The organism is Pseudomonas sp. D1HM (assembly GCF_019266105.1).
Classification (GTDB): Bacteria; Pseudomonadota; Gammaproteobacteria; order Pseudomonadales; family Pseudomonadaceae; genus Aquipseudomonas; species Aquipseudomonas taetrolens.
This window is the reverse complement of record NZ_LRMN01000016.1, coordinates 44610-60640: the sequence shown is the minus strand read 5'-3', so window position 1 is coordinate 60640 and position 16031 is coordinate 44610. Positions and strand designations below refer to the sequence as shown.

General features: G+C 60.2%; 15 protein-coding genes. 7 read left to right on the top strand and 8 right to left on the bottom strand.

All coding sequences use genetic code 11. The annotated features are described in order from the left end of the window. Positions 1 to 91: 91 nt before the first annotated feature. The 3 genes from AWM69_RS17430 to ptsP are packed head-to-tail and all read right to left on the bottom strand — an operon-like array spanning position 92 to position 5642. Entirely contained in the window at positions 92 to 1828 is a 1737-nt protein-coding gene (locus AWM69_RS17430; protein ID WP_218727713.1) for a PTS fructose-like transporter subunit IIB, read from the bottom strand. An 11-nt stretch (positions 1829 to 1839) separates the two neighbouring features. Continuing rightward, the gene (pfkB, locus tag AWM69_RS17425; protein ID WP_218727711.1) at positions 1840 to 2781 is read right to left on the bottom strand and encodes a 1-phosphofructokinase; all 942 of its coding nucleotides are present in this window, start codon (positions 2779 to 2781) and stop codon (positions 1840 to 1842) included. Then, positions 2781 to 5642 carry a phosphoenolpyruvate--protein phosphotransferase gene (gene ptsP / locus AWM69_RS17420; RefSeq protein ID WP_131652176.1) on the bottom strand — a complete coding sequence of 954 codons (2862 nt, stop codon included), beginning with the start codon at positions 5640 to 5642 and terminating at the stop codon, positions 2781 to 2783. Before ptsP ends, pfkB begins: the two co-directional genes overlap by 1 nt. Positions 5643 to 5980: 338 nt before the next feature. On the opposite strand from ptsP, the gene cra reads away from it, so the two are divergent. Both cra and AWM69_RS17410 read left to right on the top strand, forming a co-directional pair. Beyond that, the gene (gene cra / locus AWM69_RS17415) at positions 5981 to 6976 is read left to right on the top strand and encodes a catabolite repressor/activator (RefSeq protein WP_048378211.1); all 996 of its coding nucleotides are present in this window, start codon (positions 5981 to 5983) and stop codon (positions 6974 to 6976) included. Positions 6977 to 6978: 2 nt separating this feature from the next. Beyond that, on the top strand, positions 6979 to 7773 hold the full coding sequence (locus tag AWM69_RS17410; protein WP_218727709.1) for a TatD family hydrolase: 795 nt from the start codon (positions 6979 to 6981) through the stop codon (positions 7771 to 7773). A 13-nt stretch (positions 7774 to 7786) separates the two neighbouring features. On the opposite strand, the gene ampE is transcribed toward AWM69_RS17410, so the two are convergent. Both ampE and ampD read right to left on the bottom strand, forming a co-directional pair. Then, positions 7787 to 8623, bottom strand: coding sequence for a regulatory signaling modulator protein AmpE (ampE, locus tag AWM69_RS17405; RefSeq protein ID WP_131652174.1), 837 nt, complete (start codon positions 8621 to 8623; stop codon positions 7787 to 7789). Continuing rightward, complete coding sequence (ampD, locus tag AWM69_RS17400; protein ID WP_131652173.1) at positions 8620 to 9183, bottom strand: 1,6-anhydro-N-acetylmuramyl-L-alanine amidase AmpD; 564 nt, start codon at positions 9181 to 9183, stop codon at positions 8620 to 8622. Before ampD ends, ampE begins: the two co-directional genes overlap by 4 nt. A 209-nt stretch (positions 9184 to 9392) precedes the next feature. Here ampD and nadC point away from each other — a divergent pair, with 209 nt between their 5' ends. After that, positions 9393 to 10241, top strand: coding sequence for a carboxylating nicotinate-nucleotide diphosphorylase (gene nadC / locus AWM69_RS17395; RefSeq protein ID WP_131652172.1), 849 nt, complete (start codon positions 9393 to 9395; stop codon positions 10239 to 10241). Positions 10242 to 10296: 55 nt separating this feature from the next. Here the strand turns inward: nadC and AWM69_RS17390 are convergent, their stop codons facing one another. The 3 genes from AWM69_RS17390 to AWM69_RS17380 form a co-directional block, all read right to left on the bottom strand. After that, positions 10297 to 10794 (bottom strand): methylated-DNA--[protein]-cysteine S-methyltransferase, encoded by a 498-nt coding sequence (locus tag AWM69_RS17390; protein WP_218727707.1) that lies wholly within the window; start codon positions 10792 to 10794, stop codon positions 10297 to 10299. A 2-nt stretch (positions 10795 to 10796) separates the two neighbouring features. Then, positions 10797 to 12287 (bottom strand): DNA-3-methyladenine glycosylase 2, encoded by a 1491-nt coding sequence (locus AWM69_RS17385; protein WP_218727706.1) that lies wholly within the window; start codon positions 12285 to 12287, stop codon positions 10797 to 10799. Between the two features lie 170 nt (positions 12288 to 12457). Further along, positions 12458 to 12865, bottom strand: coding sequence for a prepilin-type N-terminal cleavage/methylation domain-containing protein (locus tag AWM69_RS17380; protein ID WP_131652169.1), 408 nt, complete (start codon positions 12863 to 12865; stop codon positions 12458 to 12460). A gap of 223 nt (positions 12866 to 13088) precedes the next feature. Here AWM69_RS17380 and AWM69_RS17375 point away from each other — a divergent pair, with 223 nt between their 5' ends. The 4 genes from AWM69_RS17375 to yacG are packed head-to-tail and all read left to right on the top strand — an operon-like array spanning position 13089 to position 15988. Next, positions 13089 to 14300, top strand: a complete 1212-nt coding sequence (locus AWM69_RS17375) for a type II secretion system F family protein (protein WP_218727704.1) — start codon at positions 13089 to 13091, stop codon at positions 14298 to 14300. 2 nt (positions 14301 to 14302) lie between these two features. Continuing rightward, positions 14303 to 15163 carry an A24 family peptidase gene (locus AWM69_RS17370; RefSeq protein ID WP_306299246.1) on the top strand — a complete coding sequence of 287 codons (861 nt, stop codon included), beginning with the start codon at positions 14303 to 14305 and terminating at the stop codon, positions 15161 to 15163. A gap of 1 nt (position 15164) precedes the next feature. After that, a complete protein-coding gene (gene coaE / locus AWM69_RS17365) occupies positions 15165 to 15788 on the top strand; it encodes a dephospho-CoA kinase (protein ID WP_218727700.1) in 624 nt (207 codons plus the stop codon). After that, positions 15785 to 15988 carry a DNA gyrase inhibitor YacG gene (gene yacG, locus AWM69_RS17360; protein ID WP_131652166.1) on the top strand — a complete coding sequence of 68 codons (204 nt, stop codon included), beginning with the start codon at positions 15785 to 15787 and terminating at the stop codon, positions 15986 to 15988. Before coaE ends, yacG begins: the two co-directional genes overlap by 4 nt. Positions 15989 to 16031: the final 43 nt, after the last annotated feature.

Genomic DNA, 16031 nt, shown 5'->3' with positions numbered 1-16031 from the left:
GACTGCTCCGCAGCCGGACGCAGCCTCGCAGAGCGAGTCAGCTGCTACAAGATCAGCGTCAGCCCGCAGGTGTGCAGGTGGATTGACGTAATCAAGCCTTAGCCCCTTCCAGCGCCATCTCTACCGGTTCAGGGCGTTTGATGACGGCGTAGACCACGGCGGTCAACAGGCTGCCGGCCACAATCGCCAGCAAGTACAGCAGCGCATGGTTGATCGCGTTCGGGATCAGCAGCACAAACAAGCCACCGTGCGGTGCCATAAGCTTGCAACCGAAGTACATCGACAGCGCACCGGTCAGCGCACCTCCGACAATACTGGCCGGAATCACCCGCAAAGGGTCTTTGGCCGCAAACGGGATCGCGCCTTCAGAGATAAAGCACAACCCCAGCACCATCGCCGCCTTGCCCGCCTCGCGCTCGGTTTGAGCAAATTTGCGGCGCGCAATCAGTGTCGCGATGCCCAGCCCAATAGGCGGCACCATGCCTGCGGCCATCGTAGCGGCCATCGGCGCGTAGCTTTGGGACGCCAGCAATCCCACCGAAAACGCATAGGCCGCCTTGTTGATCGGCCCGCCGAGGTCGACGCACATCATGCCGCCGAGCAACACCCCCAGCAGAATGGCGTTGGTGGTGCCCATGCTGTCGAGGAAGTGAGTCAACCCTTCAAGCATCCCGGCCACCGGCTTGCCCACCACGTAGATCATCACCAGACCGGTGAACAGGCTGGCGAACAGCGGGATGATCAAAATCGGCTTCAATGCTTCCAGGCTTTGCGGCAGCCGCGCGTAACGGTTGATCGCCTTGGCGCAGTAGCCCGCGATAAACCCGGCAATGATCCCGCCGATAAACCCGGCACCCAGCGTGCTTGCCAACAAGCCACCAATCATCCCTGGCGCCAGGCCCGGGCGGTCAGCGATCGAGTAGGCGATATAGCCGGCCAGCAACGGCACCATCAGTTTGAATGCCGCATCGCCACCGATTTGCATCAGGGCCGCCGCCAATGTGCCGGGCTCTTTGTATGCCGTGATCCCGAACACAAAGGACAGCGCAATCAACAGGCCGCCCGCCACCACCATCGGCAGCATGAATGACACACCGGTCAGCAAGTGTTTATAGGCTCCGGTCTTCTCTTGTTTGGCCGGGCCCGCAGCACCCGATGCCGCCGACTCCTGCTTGCCTTCGCTCAAAGCTTTATTGAGTGTGGCTTCGGCCTGTTTGAGCGCAATTCCGGTGCCACAGCGGTAGATTTTTTTACCGGCAAAGCGTTCGGTCGGTACTTCGATATCCGCCGCCAGCAACACCACGTCAGCCTCACTGATGGCCTGGGCGCTCAACGGATTGCGCGCACCGACCGACCCCTGGGTTTCGACCTGCAAGTCGTAGCCCAAACGCTTGGCCGCTTGCTGCAAAGCCTCGGCCGCCATAAACGTGTGCGCCACGCCCGTTGGGCAGGCGGTGATGGCAACAATCTTGGGGGCGCTTTTCGGGCTTTCTGCCGCAGCCGATGCAACTGGCGGGGCATAGACATCTGCCTCTTCGACGCCGCGCAGCAATACCGCCTCGACGTCTTGCAAGGCTTGAGACGGAGTGCTTTGGAAGACTCTCTTACCGATGAAACGCTGCATGTCCAGAGGCGTGCTGCTGACCACCAGAACCCACTCGGCCTCGTCGATGGTTGCCGCTGACAACTGACGCTCCGGGTGCTTGGGGTCATGCACTTCAACGCTGGTGCTCCAGCCCTGACGCTGCGCGGCCGCATCCAGCAAGCGGGCACACAGGACACTGGTCACCATGCCGTTGGGGCAGCCCGTCACAATGGCTAATTTCATGTGTATCCCTCTTATTCTTTTGTCAGAGCGCGAACGTTAACGCCGCTTTCGAGCGTCGCCAGGTGCGCCGCATCGCTGATACCAAAACCGATCTGAGTCACCGCCATTGCCGCAATGGCGGTGGCGGTGCGTAAGGTTTGCTCGGCGCTGTGGCCACTGATCAAGCCATGCAGCATGCCCGCCAACAGGGAGTCACCCGCGCCCACCGTACTGGCGACCCGCACCTTGGGGGGCAGTGCCTGCAGGGCCGGACCGTGGCTAAACCAGCTCACACCTTCAGCGCCGTTGGAAATCACCACATGCTCCACGCCTTGCGCCTGCAGATCAGCCGCCGCTGCGACCTGGGCCTCATGGCTGCCGATGTCCCGGCCCAGCGCCTGACTGAGTTCCTCGGTGTTGGGCTTGATCAGCCAGGGACCGACGCTGAGGCCTTGTTTCAAGGCTTCGCCGCTGGTGTCCAGGATCACTTTCAACCCCATGCCCTTCAAACGCAGCAGCAACTCGCGCAACCACTGCGGGCTGACGCCTTGGGGCAAGCTGCCTGCCACGACCACCGCATCATGCCCGGCGGCGATTTGATCGAGCTTGTCGAGCAACGCCTGCCGGGCCTGTTCGCTGACCTGCGGCCCCGGGCCGTTGAGATCAGTGACGCGGCCGTCGTCTTCGGCGAGTTTGATATTGCTGCGAGTGTCACCGGGCACGCGAATGAACGCATCGACAAAGCCACGACGCTCGAACAGCGCGTTGAACGCTTGCTGATTGCTTTCGCCGAGAAAGCCGCTGACGGTCAGGGTGTGGCCAAGGTCTGCCAGCACTTGGGCAACGTTCACCCCTTTGCCGGCCGCATGGGTCAGCATGGCCTGGCTACGATTGACCTCCCCCGGTTCGAGATGCCCCAGGCGTACGGTCAAATCCAGTGCAGGGTTAAGGGTAATGGTCAGGATTCTGGACATCAGAGCGCCTCCACCAATGCCCGGACTTCTTCCGGGCTGCCAACGCTCAAAGCTTGAGTCGCCAGGGTCTGGAGACGGTCCATGCTCAATTCGCGGACCCGGGCCTTGACCTCAGGAATGCTGCGCGCCGAAACACTCAGTTCATCCACCCCAAGCCCCACCAGCACCGGCACCGCCAGCGGATCAGCCGCCAGCTCGCCGCAGACCCCCACCCATTTGCCGTGGGCATGGGCTGCACGCACGGTGATGTCGATCAATTGCAGGACCGCCGGGTGCAGGCCGTCTGCCTGAGCCGACAAGGTCGGATGACCACGGTCGATGGCCAGGGTGTATTGGGTCAGGTCATTGGTGCCGACGCTAAAGAAGTCGACCTCTTTCGCCAGCACCGGTGCCAGCAAGGCAGCGGACGGCACTTCGATCATGATCCCCAATTGCAGGTCAGCCACCGGGATTTCCAGGCGCAGGCGTTCAGTCATGTCACGGGCGGCACGCCACTCGGCGACGCTGCCGACCATCGGGAACATGATCCGCAACGGGCGGTTGTCGGCCGAGCGCAACAGGGCGCGCAACTGGCTTTCCATCACCTTCGGACGTTGCAACGTAAGGCGGATACCACGTACGCCCAGAAACGGGTTTTCTTCTTTCTCGATCGGCCAGTAGGGCAACGGCTTATCGCCGCCCACATCCAGCGTGCGCACCACCAAAGGTCGCCCGGCCAATCCGTCCAGGACGCGACGGTATTCGGCTTCCTGGGTGGCTTCGTCCGGGGCTTGCGAATGGGCCATGAAAATCAGTTCGGTGCGCAGCAGGCCAATCCCTTCCGCGCCCTGCTCCACCGCACTGGCGACGCCTTTGCTTTCACCGATGTTGGCAAACACTTCGACCGCGTGGCCATCACGGGTGACTGCGGCCTCATGGCGTTGTGCCGAAGCAGCCTGCAGCCGCAGTTCGCGACTGTCACGCTCTTGGGTCGCCCGTTGCACTGCATCGGCATCCGGTGAAACGTGCAAGCGCCCGCGCTGACCATCAATCAATAACGGCGTCCCCGAAGCCAGCAACAGCACCGCTTCGCCAGCCCCGACCAGGGCCGGTATCCCCAGGGCCCGGGCGACGATGGCGCTGTGAGCGGTCGCACCGCCACGCGCAGTCAAAATCCCCGCGACCCGCGCCGGGTCCAGTCGGGCCACATCCGAAGGACCGACTTCATCCATTACCAGCACATACGGCTGGTCGGGCTCGGCCGGGGTTTCGACGCCGCACAGCTGCGCCAGAACCCGGCGCCCGATGTCTCGCAGGTCCGCTGCCCGCTCGGCCAGCAACGCATCCTGCAACGATTCTTGCTGCTGTGCCGCGGCCTCGATCACCGACATCCACGCTGCTTCAGCACTTTCACCCTGCTTGAGGCGATTCTCGACTTCGTCGGTAAGCTCCGGGTCGTCGAGCATTTCCTGGTGAGTGATAAATATCTCGCGAATGGCCTTGGACTGGCTGCGTTCGATCAACCCTTCGATGTCCAGGCGCACCTGGGCCACAGCCTGGTGCAAGCGCTCGCGCTCAACCACCGAGGACTCGCCACGCATCGGGTAATCAAAGGTTTGCAGCACTTGAATATGGGCCGGGCCGATGGCGATCCCGGGGGCGGCCGGAATCGCCTGGATCACGCTACCGGCAGCCGGTGCGGTGATCACGGTGGCAATGTCGGCCACCACCGTGGCGGTTTCGTTGATGATCGGCAACGGCTCGATCTCTTCCCCAAGGCCTTCTGCGACAGCGGCCAGAAGCGCCGGCAAGGCATCACCGGCAATGCCCGGTTCGGCGATGAACTCCAGCACCTGGCCGCGGCGTGCGCCCAGGCTAAGCAATTTGCTCAAGCTCTTGGCCGATACCGCAGACTCTTGGCCATCGACGATTCTGACGCGGACTTCGCCCTCAAAACTTTTAGCCAACTGAGCGAGGATTTTCGCCGGACGCGCATGCAAACCGTGGGCGTTGGCCAGGGGAATACGTGCACTTGGCCAGTCCGCCGGCAATTCGCCGCCCAGGACTTCGAGCACCGCACGACGGCTGGTGGCCCGGCCCAGCTCATGGCCGCGACCTTCAATCAGCAGCGCGCATAAACGCTCGAGCAAGGCTTGATGGGCTTCACCCAGGCTGGCCAGACAGAACAGACCGCTCAGGGGTTGGCCCAGGTAACGCATTGGCTTGTCAGGGGTGACAAAGGCAAGTCCCGGACGCTTGACGGTTTGCTCGCTGTGCAGCCACCACAAACCATCACCCAGCGGCAGCGCGTCTACTTGCTGCAAGACAGCGGCAAAGCCATTACTCACGCAATCGGCCTGGCGCAGCAAACGGGCACCGCGCCACACCAACTCCTCGAAGTCGTCAGCCGAGACGCCAAGGCCGATCATCTGAGCATCCAGGGCCAGCTCTTGCGGTGCGCCCTGGAGCAATTTGAGCAACGCTTCTGCGGAGCTGGCCCGGCGCAGCGCTTCACCGAGATCGGTTTCGCCCAAAGCACGGGTCAGCAATTGCAGCAAGCGCAAGTGTTCGTCGGACTTGGCTGCAATACCAATTGCCAGATACACCTTCTGCCCATCCCCCCAATCAACCCCTTCGGGGAACTGCAGCAAACGCACCCCTGTGGTAAACACCAGGTCGCGTGTTTCAGGGGTTCCGTGAGGGATGGCAATACCTTGTCCCAAAAAGGTGGAGCCCTGAGCCTCACGCGCTTGCAAGCCGCTCAGATAACCTTCGGCCACCAAACCGTCGGCGACCAGTTTATCGGCGAGTAATTGCAGCGCCGCAGACTTATCCACAGCCGTTTGGCCCATGGAAATCTGCTCTATGGTGAGCTCAAGCATGCGTTCTCCTTTTTCGGTGCTCGTTGGCACCAGGTATTGTTTTGAAATAATCAGCTTAGGAGTCCCGCCTGGGAGCGTGTCAGCAGATGTGTGGCAAGCACATTGCTCCTCGTGGCAAGACCCATTAAATACGAAGGCTGAAACGTTTAACCCATCATGCCCGGCACGTTACTTCATAATTGCCTGCGCTTGAAGCCCAACGGTCGCATTGATCAGAGGTATTTGATCAACCAGCAAAAAAATACGTTGCCTACAAGGGAGACGATGATCGTCTGCCTTTATCGGTTAGGATTGGTCACAATGTCGACGTGTACTACAAAAAATAAGGAATTACCGGCGTGAAGCTCAGTGATATCGCTCGATTGGCAGGTGTATCAGTCACAACCGCCAGCTATGTCATCAATGGCAAGGCCGAGCAGCAGCGTATCAGCACCGCTACGGTGGAGCGTGTGCGCGCAGTCGTCGAGGAGCATGGCTTTAGCCCCAACCCTCAGGCCGCCGGGCTGCGCAGCCGGCACACGCGCACCTTGGGGTTTATCCTCCCCGACCTGGAAAACCCGAGTTATGCGCGCCTCGCCAAACAGCTCGAACAAGGCGCTCGCGCCCGTGGCTATCAATTGCTGATTGCCAGCTCTGACGATGCTCCGGACAGCGAGCGACAATTGCTCAAACTGTTTCGTGCCCGTCGTTGCGACGCTCTGTTCGTGGCCAGTTGCTTGCCTGAGGAAGATGACAGCTATCGTCAGCTGCAGGACCTTGGCATGCCGATCATTGCCATTGACCGGACGATGGAGCCTGCACGCTTTTGTTCGGTCATCAGCGATGACTGCGAAGCCAGCCTGCAACTGACCCGCAGCTTGCTGCAGCCGGTGCCACGGCAAATCGCCCTGATTGGTGCACGCCCCGAGCTGAGCGTCAGCCAGGCCCGTGCCAAAGGCTTTAAACAGGCACTTGAAGGGTATGACGGCGACGTGTTCATTGAGCACGGCAGCGCCTTCAGCCGTGAGTGCGGCCGACGCATCATTGATGATTTACTGGCACGCCTGGGACATTTCCCGGAGGCGCTGGTCACCACGTCCTATGTGCTGCTGCAAGGCATGTTTGATGCGTTGCTCGATCACCCGGAGCATAAAGCTCCCTTGCGCCTGGCCACCTTTGGCGACACTCAGTTGCTGGACTTTTTGCCGTTGCCGGTCAACGCGATGGGCCAACAACATCAGTTGATTGCCGAGAAAGCCCTGGACCTGGCCCTCGCGGCCATTGAAGAACAGCGCTATGAGCCGGGCATCCGGGCCATTGCCCGTACCTTCAAGCAGCGCATTCATCAGGCCTGACCATGCAGCTGATCGACAGCCATACCCACCTCGACTTCCCGGACTTTGACCACGACCGTGTGCCGTTAATGGCGCACAGTCGAGCCCTGGGCGTCGAGCGAATGGTGGTGCTGGGTGTCGATCAGCGCAATTGGCAACGGTTGTGGGATCTGGTGCAAACCGACAGTCAGCTGTATGCCGCCTTTGGCTTGCACCCGATGTACCTCAATGATCATCGCCCTGAGCATGTGACTGAGCTGGGGGAATGGCTGAGCCGTTTGGCGGGGCACCCGCAACTGTGCGCCGTGGGCGAAATAGGCCTCGATTACTTTCTTCCCGAGCTGGACCGCGATGTTCAGCAGCGGTTGTTTGAAGCCCAATTGCAACTGGCGGCCGACTTTCAACTTCCCGCCTTGCTGCACGTGCGACGTAGCCATGCGCAGGTGATTGCGACACTCAAGCGTTTTCGGTTAAAGCGCGGCGGGATCATTCATGCGTTTGCGGGCAGTCGCGAAGAAGCCCGAGAATACCTGAAGCTGGGGTTCAAACTGGGGCTCGGAGGCGCAGCCACCTGGCCCCAGGCATTGCGCCTGCGTAAGGTGATTGCCGATCTGGCGCTGGACACCATCGTGCTGGAAACCGATGCCCCCGACATGGCCCCGGTCATGTTTGCCAACCAGCGCAACAGCCCCGAGCACTTGCCGGCCATTTGCACGGCCCTGGCTGAAGTCATGGGCGTCAGCCCCGAAGCCCTGGCCAGCGCCAGCACCGCCAACGCATGCGAACTGTTCAACTGGCCCCACACTCAACGCGGATAAACCCTCCGACAGGTCAGAGCAGCAACGTCCACACCGCAAAGCACGCGTACCACAGCACTGCTGCACGCAATAGCAGTGCCCACAGGGTATCCAGACTGGCCACGCCCTCAGGCCCCACCTGAGGCGCGGGAATCTCTGCCGCTGCACAGCCAGCCTTGTTGATCAATTGCTCGGCGCTGATGTCCCAACTCAGCAACTCGTGCAACATCACTCGGCTCACTGCCGCAAAGTGACCCACCAGTGCAAAACTCGCGGCCAGCAGCCGCACTGGCAACCAGTCGAAGGCGTGACGCAGTTGCTGGGCACGTTCGATCAGCTCCGGGTTCTTACCGTTCTCAGCCGCCAATGCCAGCAGGCGATAACTCAGCGCCGCGACGGGACCCAGCAGGAAATACCAGAAAATCACGGCAAAGAAACTTTGATAAGCCTGCCACAGCAAGTGACTCTGGACCTTCTCCAGCAACTGTTCGCCACTCTCGGCAGTCACCCCCAGATCGCGTTCGGCCACATGCGCGGCGGCCTGTAAATCGCCCCGGCGCCAGGCATCGCGAATCGGCCCCAGGCCCTCCAGCAAATCACCTCGACCCAAGCTGTAAATCACGATCAGCACATGCACCGGCAATGCCAGCAGGCCATACGCCACGGGTTGCAGCACCAGTAACAGCAACCCGAGGACCGCCACGGGGAACAGGATCAGAATGGCCAGTACACACCACGGCTGGGTGGCAAGCCTCGGGCTGGCTTCCAGCTTGTGCAGTTCACGCAGCCAGCCGCCATCACGCTGAAGATATTGACGCAGCCCCGAGAACTTCTCGATCAGTATCGTCAGCAGTAACACCACAAAACTCATTGCATTTCTCCTGTGTGCTGCAACGCGCCGCGAAAGCGCGTCCAGTCAAAAGCCGGGCCCGGATCTGTCTTGCGCCCGGGAGCCACATCACTGTGGCCGCATATTCTGTTCAGCGTAATGCCGGGATACGCCGCCTGCAATTGCCGGGTCAGCGTAATCAGCGCGTCATATTGCGCGTCGCTGAACGGCAATTCATCAGTGCCCTCGAGCTCGATCCCGAGCGAAAAGTCATTGCAGGTTTCGCGCCCTTCGAAGCTCGAAATACCGGCATGCCATGCGCGATCAAGACAGGAAACAAATTGGGTCACGCCGCCATCGCGCTCGATCAGAAAGTGCGCGCTCACCCTGAGTTCACGGATGCCTTCAAAGTAGGGATGCTCTGTGACGTCCAGTCGGTTCTGGAAAAACGCCTGAACCTTGCCTGTGGCGAACTGCCCTGGCGGCAAGCTGATGTTGTGGATAATCAGCAAGGAAATTTCGCCATTCGGGCGCGCATTGAAGTTGGGCGACGGGCAATGACACACACCCTGGCACCAACCACTCGCGGGGTCCAGCTGCATAGAGGCTCCTTCAACGACGAAAGCGAAAGGCCTCAGTATGCCGCGATGAACACACCTATGGGGAGCAATCTGTATTGCAGTGACTGCGACTGCCCCATAAAAGCGCCAAAAAACACACGGTTAAGTACGCTGGCCAATAGACACCGGCGTACTTGGGTTCACTCGCTGCATGGCCCTATAATCGGCGCACTTTGTTTGTGGAGCTCGTTATGCCGAATTTACGTCTGGCCGACCTCACCGCCGAAATCGAAGCCAACGTACGCCGTGCGTTAGCCGAAGACATTGGCAGTGGCGATATCACTGCACGACTGATCCCTGCCGAACGTCTGGCAAAAGCGTCGATCATCACCCGTGAAGCCGCCGTTATCAGCGGAACTGCCTGGGTCGATACTGTGTTTCGCCAGCTGGACCCACGGGTTGCAGTGCATTGGCAGGTGGCCGACGGCGAGCGCGTAACCCCCAATCAAGTGTTGTTCCACCTTGAAGGCCCGGCCCGCTCACTGCTCAGCGGTGAACGTAGCGCCCTGAACTTTTTGCAGATGCTGTCCGGCGTTGCGACCCATGCCCAGTACCTGGCGGATCAAGTCGCCGACACTCAGGTCAAGTTACTGGACACCCGCAAAACCCTGCCCGGCCTGCGTTTGGCGCAAAAGTACGCGGTCACCTGTGGCGGTTGTCACAACCACCGCATCGGTCTGTACGACGCGTTCCTGATCAAGGAAAACCATATCGCAGCCTGCGGCGGCATCGCTGAAGCCATCAGCGCGGCGCACAAAATCGCCCCGGGCAAACCGGTTGAAATCGAAGTTGAAAGCCTCGCCGAACTGAAGGAGGCGCTGGCAGCAGGCGCTGACATCATCATGCTCGACGAGCTGAGCATGGACGACATGCGCGAAGCCGTGCGCCTGAACGCGGGCAAAGCCAAGCTGGAAGCCAGCGGCGGGATCAACGAAACCACCTTGCGCCCCATCGCCGAAACAGGCGTGGACTACATATCGATTGGCGCCATGACCAAGGATGTGAAAGCGGTGGATTTGTCGATGCGCTTGAGCCTGTAACGTCCTGGGGCGGGCGCGGGTTCTGCGATCGGCCCCGCCCGCACCTGTTCTGCCATCAAGACAACACAAACCCCTGTTGCTTGAGCTCGTGCTCCAGCAACCACTGCTTGGTTGCCAGCCCGCCCGAAAAACCGGTCAACGAACCATTGCTGCCAATGACACGGTGGCATGGAATGATGATCGGAATCGGATTACGCCCGTTGGCAGCCCCCACCGCCCGCGATGCCTTAGGACGAAGGATCAGCTGCGATAGTTGCCCGTAGCTGGTGGTCGCCGCGTAGGGAATGGTCATCAGGGCTTGCCACACCGACTGCTGGAATTCAGTGCCCAATGGCTTGAGTGGCAGATCGAAGGTGTACCGTTCACCGGCGAAATACGCTTCAAGCTGACGCCTGACTTCGGCCAGTTTTTGCGGTGAGTGCTCCCACTCCGCCAGAGGGGCATGGGGGCGGTGCTCCAGCTCGAAGCGTATCTGCCGCAAACCTTCATCATCAGCCACCAACAGCAGCGGGCCGACCGGCGACGGCATGTATTCGTAGTAAATCCGGGTCATGTTCATACCTTCCTTGCAGCCGCCGCGTCGGTGGCTGCGCGCCATAAATACATCACGGAATAGGCCCGCCACGGGCGCCAGCTTTCGGCCAGGGTTTGTAACGCCTTGGTGCTCAGCGGTTCACTCCCGGGGTTGGCCTCACGGCGCAGGATCAAGTCCGCCGCCGGAAATGCATCGGGGTGCTTCAGCACGCGCATGGCGATGTAATGAGCCGTCCATTCACCAATCCCGGGCAACTGCACCCAGCGACTGATAAAACCTTGCAAGGGTTGCTCCATGGCGAAATCCACACGTCCATCAAGCAAGGCCCGGGCAATCCCCTGGATCGTATCGATCCGTGCCTGAGTAATTCCCATCTGCCCCAGGTCAGCGTCGGCCAATTGGCCGGGTGTCGGAAATAAACGATCCAGCGGCGCGCCACCCGGGGCTTCGATTGCCATGCCATAACGATTGACGATACGGCTGGCCAGAGTGCGGGCTGCAGCAACGCTGACTTGCTGACCCAAAACCGCACGCACCGCCACTTCAAAGCCATCCCAACCGCCGGGTAAACGCAGGCCGGGATAACGTTCAATAATCGGTGCCAGCAGCGGGCTGGCACTCAAGGTATGAGCAATTGCCAGCGGATCGGCATCCAGATCGAACATCCGCCGGATCTGCGTGACCACGCCGAGCATTTGACCCGGCGCCACATTCAGCAACTCCAATTGCAGCGCGTGTGTTTCACCTGGCCAGGCGCTGACCCGCAGCCAGCCCGTCGCCTGCGGCCCCGCAAAAACCCGCTGGTAACTGACCTCGTCAACCTGTTCGATACCCGGCAAGGCGCGGCTCTTCAAGAAAGCCAGCAACGCCGGGAAGTCATAAGGCGGGCGATAACCCAAACGCAAAACCAGTGCCTTGCCTGCACGCGGCTTGGGACTGCGCCGGAAAGACCGGGGCTCGGCATGATTGGCTTCGGCAAACGCCGCATTGAAACGTCGCAAGCTGCCAAACCCCGATGCCATCGCCACGTCGGTGATCGACAGGTGCGTCTCGGTCAATAGTTGCTTGGCAAACAGCAGGCGCTGGGTGGCGTGAACCGCCATCGGCGGCGCCCCCAGATACTTGACGAACAGACGGCGCAACTGCCGGGCACCCAGATCAAGACGCTGAGCCAGTGCTTCCAGCGAATGGTCTGCCAGATACCCTTCATTGATCAGCTTCAAGGCACGCGACACTAAATGCTCGCCCTGCAGCCACAATTGATTGCCCGGTGCCAGCTCGGGCCGACAGCGCAAACAGGGTCTGAATCCCTGGGCCTGGGCGGCGGCTGCGCTGGAGTAATACACCACGTTTTCAGCTTTTGGAGGTCGGGCCGGACACACCGGGCGACAATAGATCCGGGTGCTGAGCACTGCGGTAAAGAACACCCCGTCAAAACGCGCATCACGGCTCAGGCGAGCGATTTCGCAGGCAGCAACAGAGGGTATGGCGAGGCTTTCGTATGTGTTCATGGCCGCAGAATAGCACCACGTTTTTGCAGGTTCTCGCCATTTTCGGACGTCAATGTCGACCATTGATCAGTCGGGCATTGGCATGCGCATAGCGGGTAAACCGCGGCAGGCCCTCCCGCTATAGCGCCTGAAGCGCGAGCGGGCCCGGGCCTGTTGAATCATGCGTACGATTATTTGCAGGCTCCGCTGGCCAGGCATGTACCGCTCTGATTCCACACCAGGGTTGCGCCCGAGCCGCTGATTGCCGGCACCATGATGCTGGTCCAGTTACCGGCAGCCTGCGTGCCGGTCATGGTGATCACACCATCTTCAACTGTCATCCCGGCTGCCAGGTTGTCGGTGGCCTCGGCCGGGGCCGGTATCCCGTGCTTGCCTGCATCGCAAACGCTTAAATCATTGCTCTCGCTGTAACACAGGGCCACCGCTGTTTTGTAGGTATTGCTGATTGAATTCACCTCGGCAAAACGCGCCTTCATGGTGTGATCGTTGTAGGCCGGTAATGCGAACGAAGCGATCAGGCCAATGATCGCAATCACGATCATCAGTTCGATCAGAGTGAAGCCTTTGTGCTGTTTCATGTGAGGACTCCGAAAATGAGACGTGGCCTGATGACCAGACGCCCTGGCAGCTGCGGGCTGCCAAAAAAAGTGCGCACAGGCTACCAAGGATCGGGTCCCGATGCTCCTCAACAACGGTGTTTGACACCTTTGGACATGCTCCTGTGACCGAACATAAGCGATTGGCAACTAGCCTTTGAAACTGACTGCTCAACCGGGCATTGCGCTTTCCAAGGACCCTCGCATGGCAACACTGGACGTTAAAACCTGCCTGTACCGGTGGGAAGGTACTGATCGCAAAGGCAAACGGATCAAGGGGGAAATGGCCGCTCATTCTTGCGCCATGATCCGGATGCACCTGCGCCGCCAAGGCATCACTGCGACGAGGATCCGACGCGAGGGCAGGTCCCGCGCAGGAGCACCCGTTACGGCGCTGCATATCACGCTGTTCACGCGCCAATTGGCGACCCTGATCAGGGCTGGCATCCCGCTGCTGCAGGCGCTGGAGGTGATCGGTAACGGCTTCGAAACGCTGCGGATGCGCCAACTGGTGGCTGACCTCAGGCAGGACATCGGCGCAGGTACCAGCCTGGCGGCGGCCCTGCGCAAAAAACCGCTGCACTTTGATGCTCTGTTTTGCAGCCTTATCGAAGCTGGTGAACAGGCCGGCGCGCTGGATGCACTGCTTGAACGGATCGCGATCTACAAAGAAAAAACCGAAGCGCTTAAAAAGAAAATCAAAAAGGCAATGACCTACCCCGTCGCGGTTCTGCTGGTGGCGTTGGCGGTATGTACGATTCTGCTGATCGAAGTGGTGCCGAAGTTTCAGGGCATTTTCAGCACATTCGATGCTCAACTTCCCGCCTTCACGCTCGGCGCAATTGCCTTGTCTGAAGCCCTGAAAAACTGTGGACTGTGGCTGCTGGCAGGTGTTTGCGCCACACTGGGCTGTGCGCGCCGCTACTACAGACACTCTGCGAGCTGGCGCCAGCGGCTTGATCGGTGGCAATTAAAACTGCCCGTGACAGGGCGCCTGCTTCACCAGTCCGCCATTGCCCGTTTTGCTCGCACGCTGTCCATCACGATGGCAGCCGGCGTTCCTCTGCTCGAGGCGCTGGACTCCGTGGCCGGCGCCACTGGCAATAGCGTGTTCAAAGAAGCCGTGCTGCGACTCAAGCAACAGGTGGCGACGGGCAGTCAGATTCACATGGCCATGACCAGCGCAGGCGTGTTTCCGGGCATGGCGATTCAGATGACAGCTATTGGCGAAGAATCTGGCACATTGGACGACATGCTTGGTCATGTAGCCACTTATTATGAGAACGAGGTCGACACTTTGGTCGATAACCTGACAACGCTGATGGAGCCCGCCATCATGGTGGTGCTTGGCGTTCTGGTAGGCGGGCTGGTCGTTGCCATGTATTTACCGATTTTCCAACTGGGCCAAGTGATTTGAGCATGATTGATTTTCTGAGTTTTCACCCCGGTGCCTTCATCGCTTGTGCTTTGGTACTGGGCTTGCTGGTGGGCAGCTTTCTCAATGTGCTGGTGTGGCGCCTGCCCAAAATGCTCGAACATGACTGGCAAGCCCAGGCCCGGGAGCTGCTGGCAATGCCGGCCGCTGAAAAAGGCCCTGTGTATAACTTGATGTTGCCCCACTCGCACTGCCCGCATTGCCAGCATCCCCTGCGCGCCCGGGAAAATATTCCGTTACTGAGCTATGCCTTGCTGCGTGGCAAGTGCAGCCAGTGCAATACAGCGATCAGTCTGCGTTATCCCCTGACCGAACTGGCCTGCGGGCTGCTGTCAGCCTTCATCGCCTGGCATTTCGGTGTTAGCGGGCAAGCGGGCTGGATGCTGGTGCTGACGTGGGGATTGCTCGCCATCTGCCTGATTGACCTCGAGCACCAGATCGTACCCGATGTGCTGGTCTTGCCCTTGCTTTGGCTGGGCTTGCTGCTGAACAGTTTCGATATGTTCACCAGCTTGTCGCAAGCCGTATGGGGAGCTGCGCTGGGCTATGCCAGTCTGTGGTCAATCTTCTGGATATTCAAACTGCTCACCGGCAAGGACGGAATGGGCTACGGCGACTTCAAATTGCTGGCCATGCTCGGCGCCTGGGGAGGCATCGCCATCCTGCCTCTGACCCTCTTGCTCTCGTCGCTGGTGGGCGCCCTCGTGGGGCTGAGCCTGCTGGGATTACGCCGCGCCAAAACATCCACTCCCATCCCCTTTGCGCCGTATCTGGCAATTGCCGGTTGGCTTGCATTGCTCTGGGGTGGTCAAATAACCACTTTCTATTGGCAGCTTGCGGTTTGACATGAATACCCCTCCTTCCAAACCCTGGATTCTCGGCCTGACCGGTGGTATCGGCAGCGGCAAGAGTGCCGCCGCCCATCACTTCGCCGCATTGGGCGTACACGTAGTGGACGCCGATCATGCCGCTCGCTGGGTCGTGGAGCCGGGGCGCCCGGCGCTGGCAAAAATCGCCGCGCACTTTGGCGATGGCGTACTGCAGGCCGACGGGCAACTCGATCGCAGCGCGCTGCGTGCGCTGATCTTCAGCGACCCCGAGCAACGCCGCTGGCTTGAAGCGCTGTTGCACCCATTGATTCGCGATGAGATCGCCAACAACCTGGCGCAGGCGCAATCACCCTACGCCATTCTGGTCTCACCGCTGCTGATCGAGTCCGGCCAATATTCGACGACCCAGCGCATACTGGTGATTGACGCCCCGCAAGCCCTGCAAATCCAGCGCACGTTGCTGCGCGACAACACCAGCGAACAACAGATCCAGGCCATTCTCAAGGCCCAGGCCAGCCGCGAAGAACGTCTGCAGCATGCAGATGATGTGCTGGTCAATGACGCCGACTTGAAGGCGCTTCAGACCGAAGTCGAGCGCTTGCATCACTTTTACTTAACCTTGCGTGGAGGCCAACCATGACCAAACCGATGATCGTAGACTGCCCAACCTGTGGCACCGCCGTGGAATGGGCCGCAGGCAATACCTTCCGGCCTTTTTGCTCGGATCGCTGCAAGCTGATCGACCTGGGAGCCTGGGCCAGCGAAGAGCACAAAATTCCGGTGAGCCCGGACGCTGAAGATGACCTGTTCTCGGACGATTTATCGCCCCGCATTCATTGATGCACAGAGACGATTTTTTGCAGTCGTCGACGGGGGTTGCGGC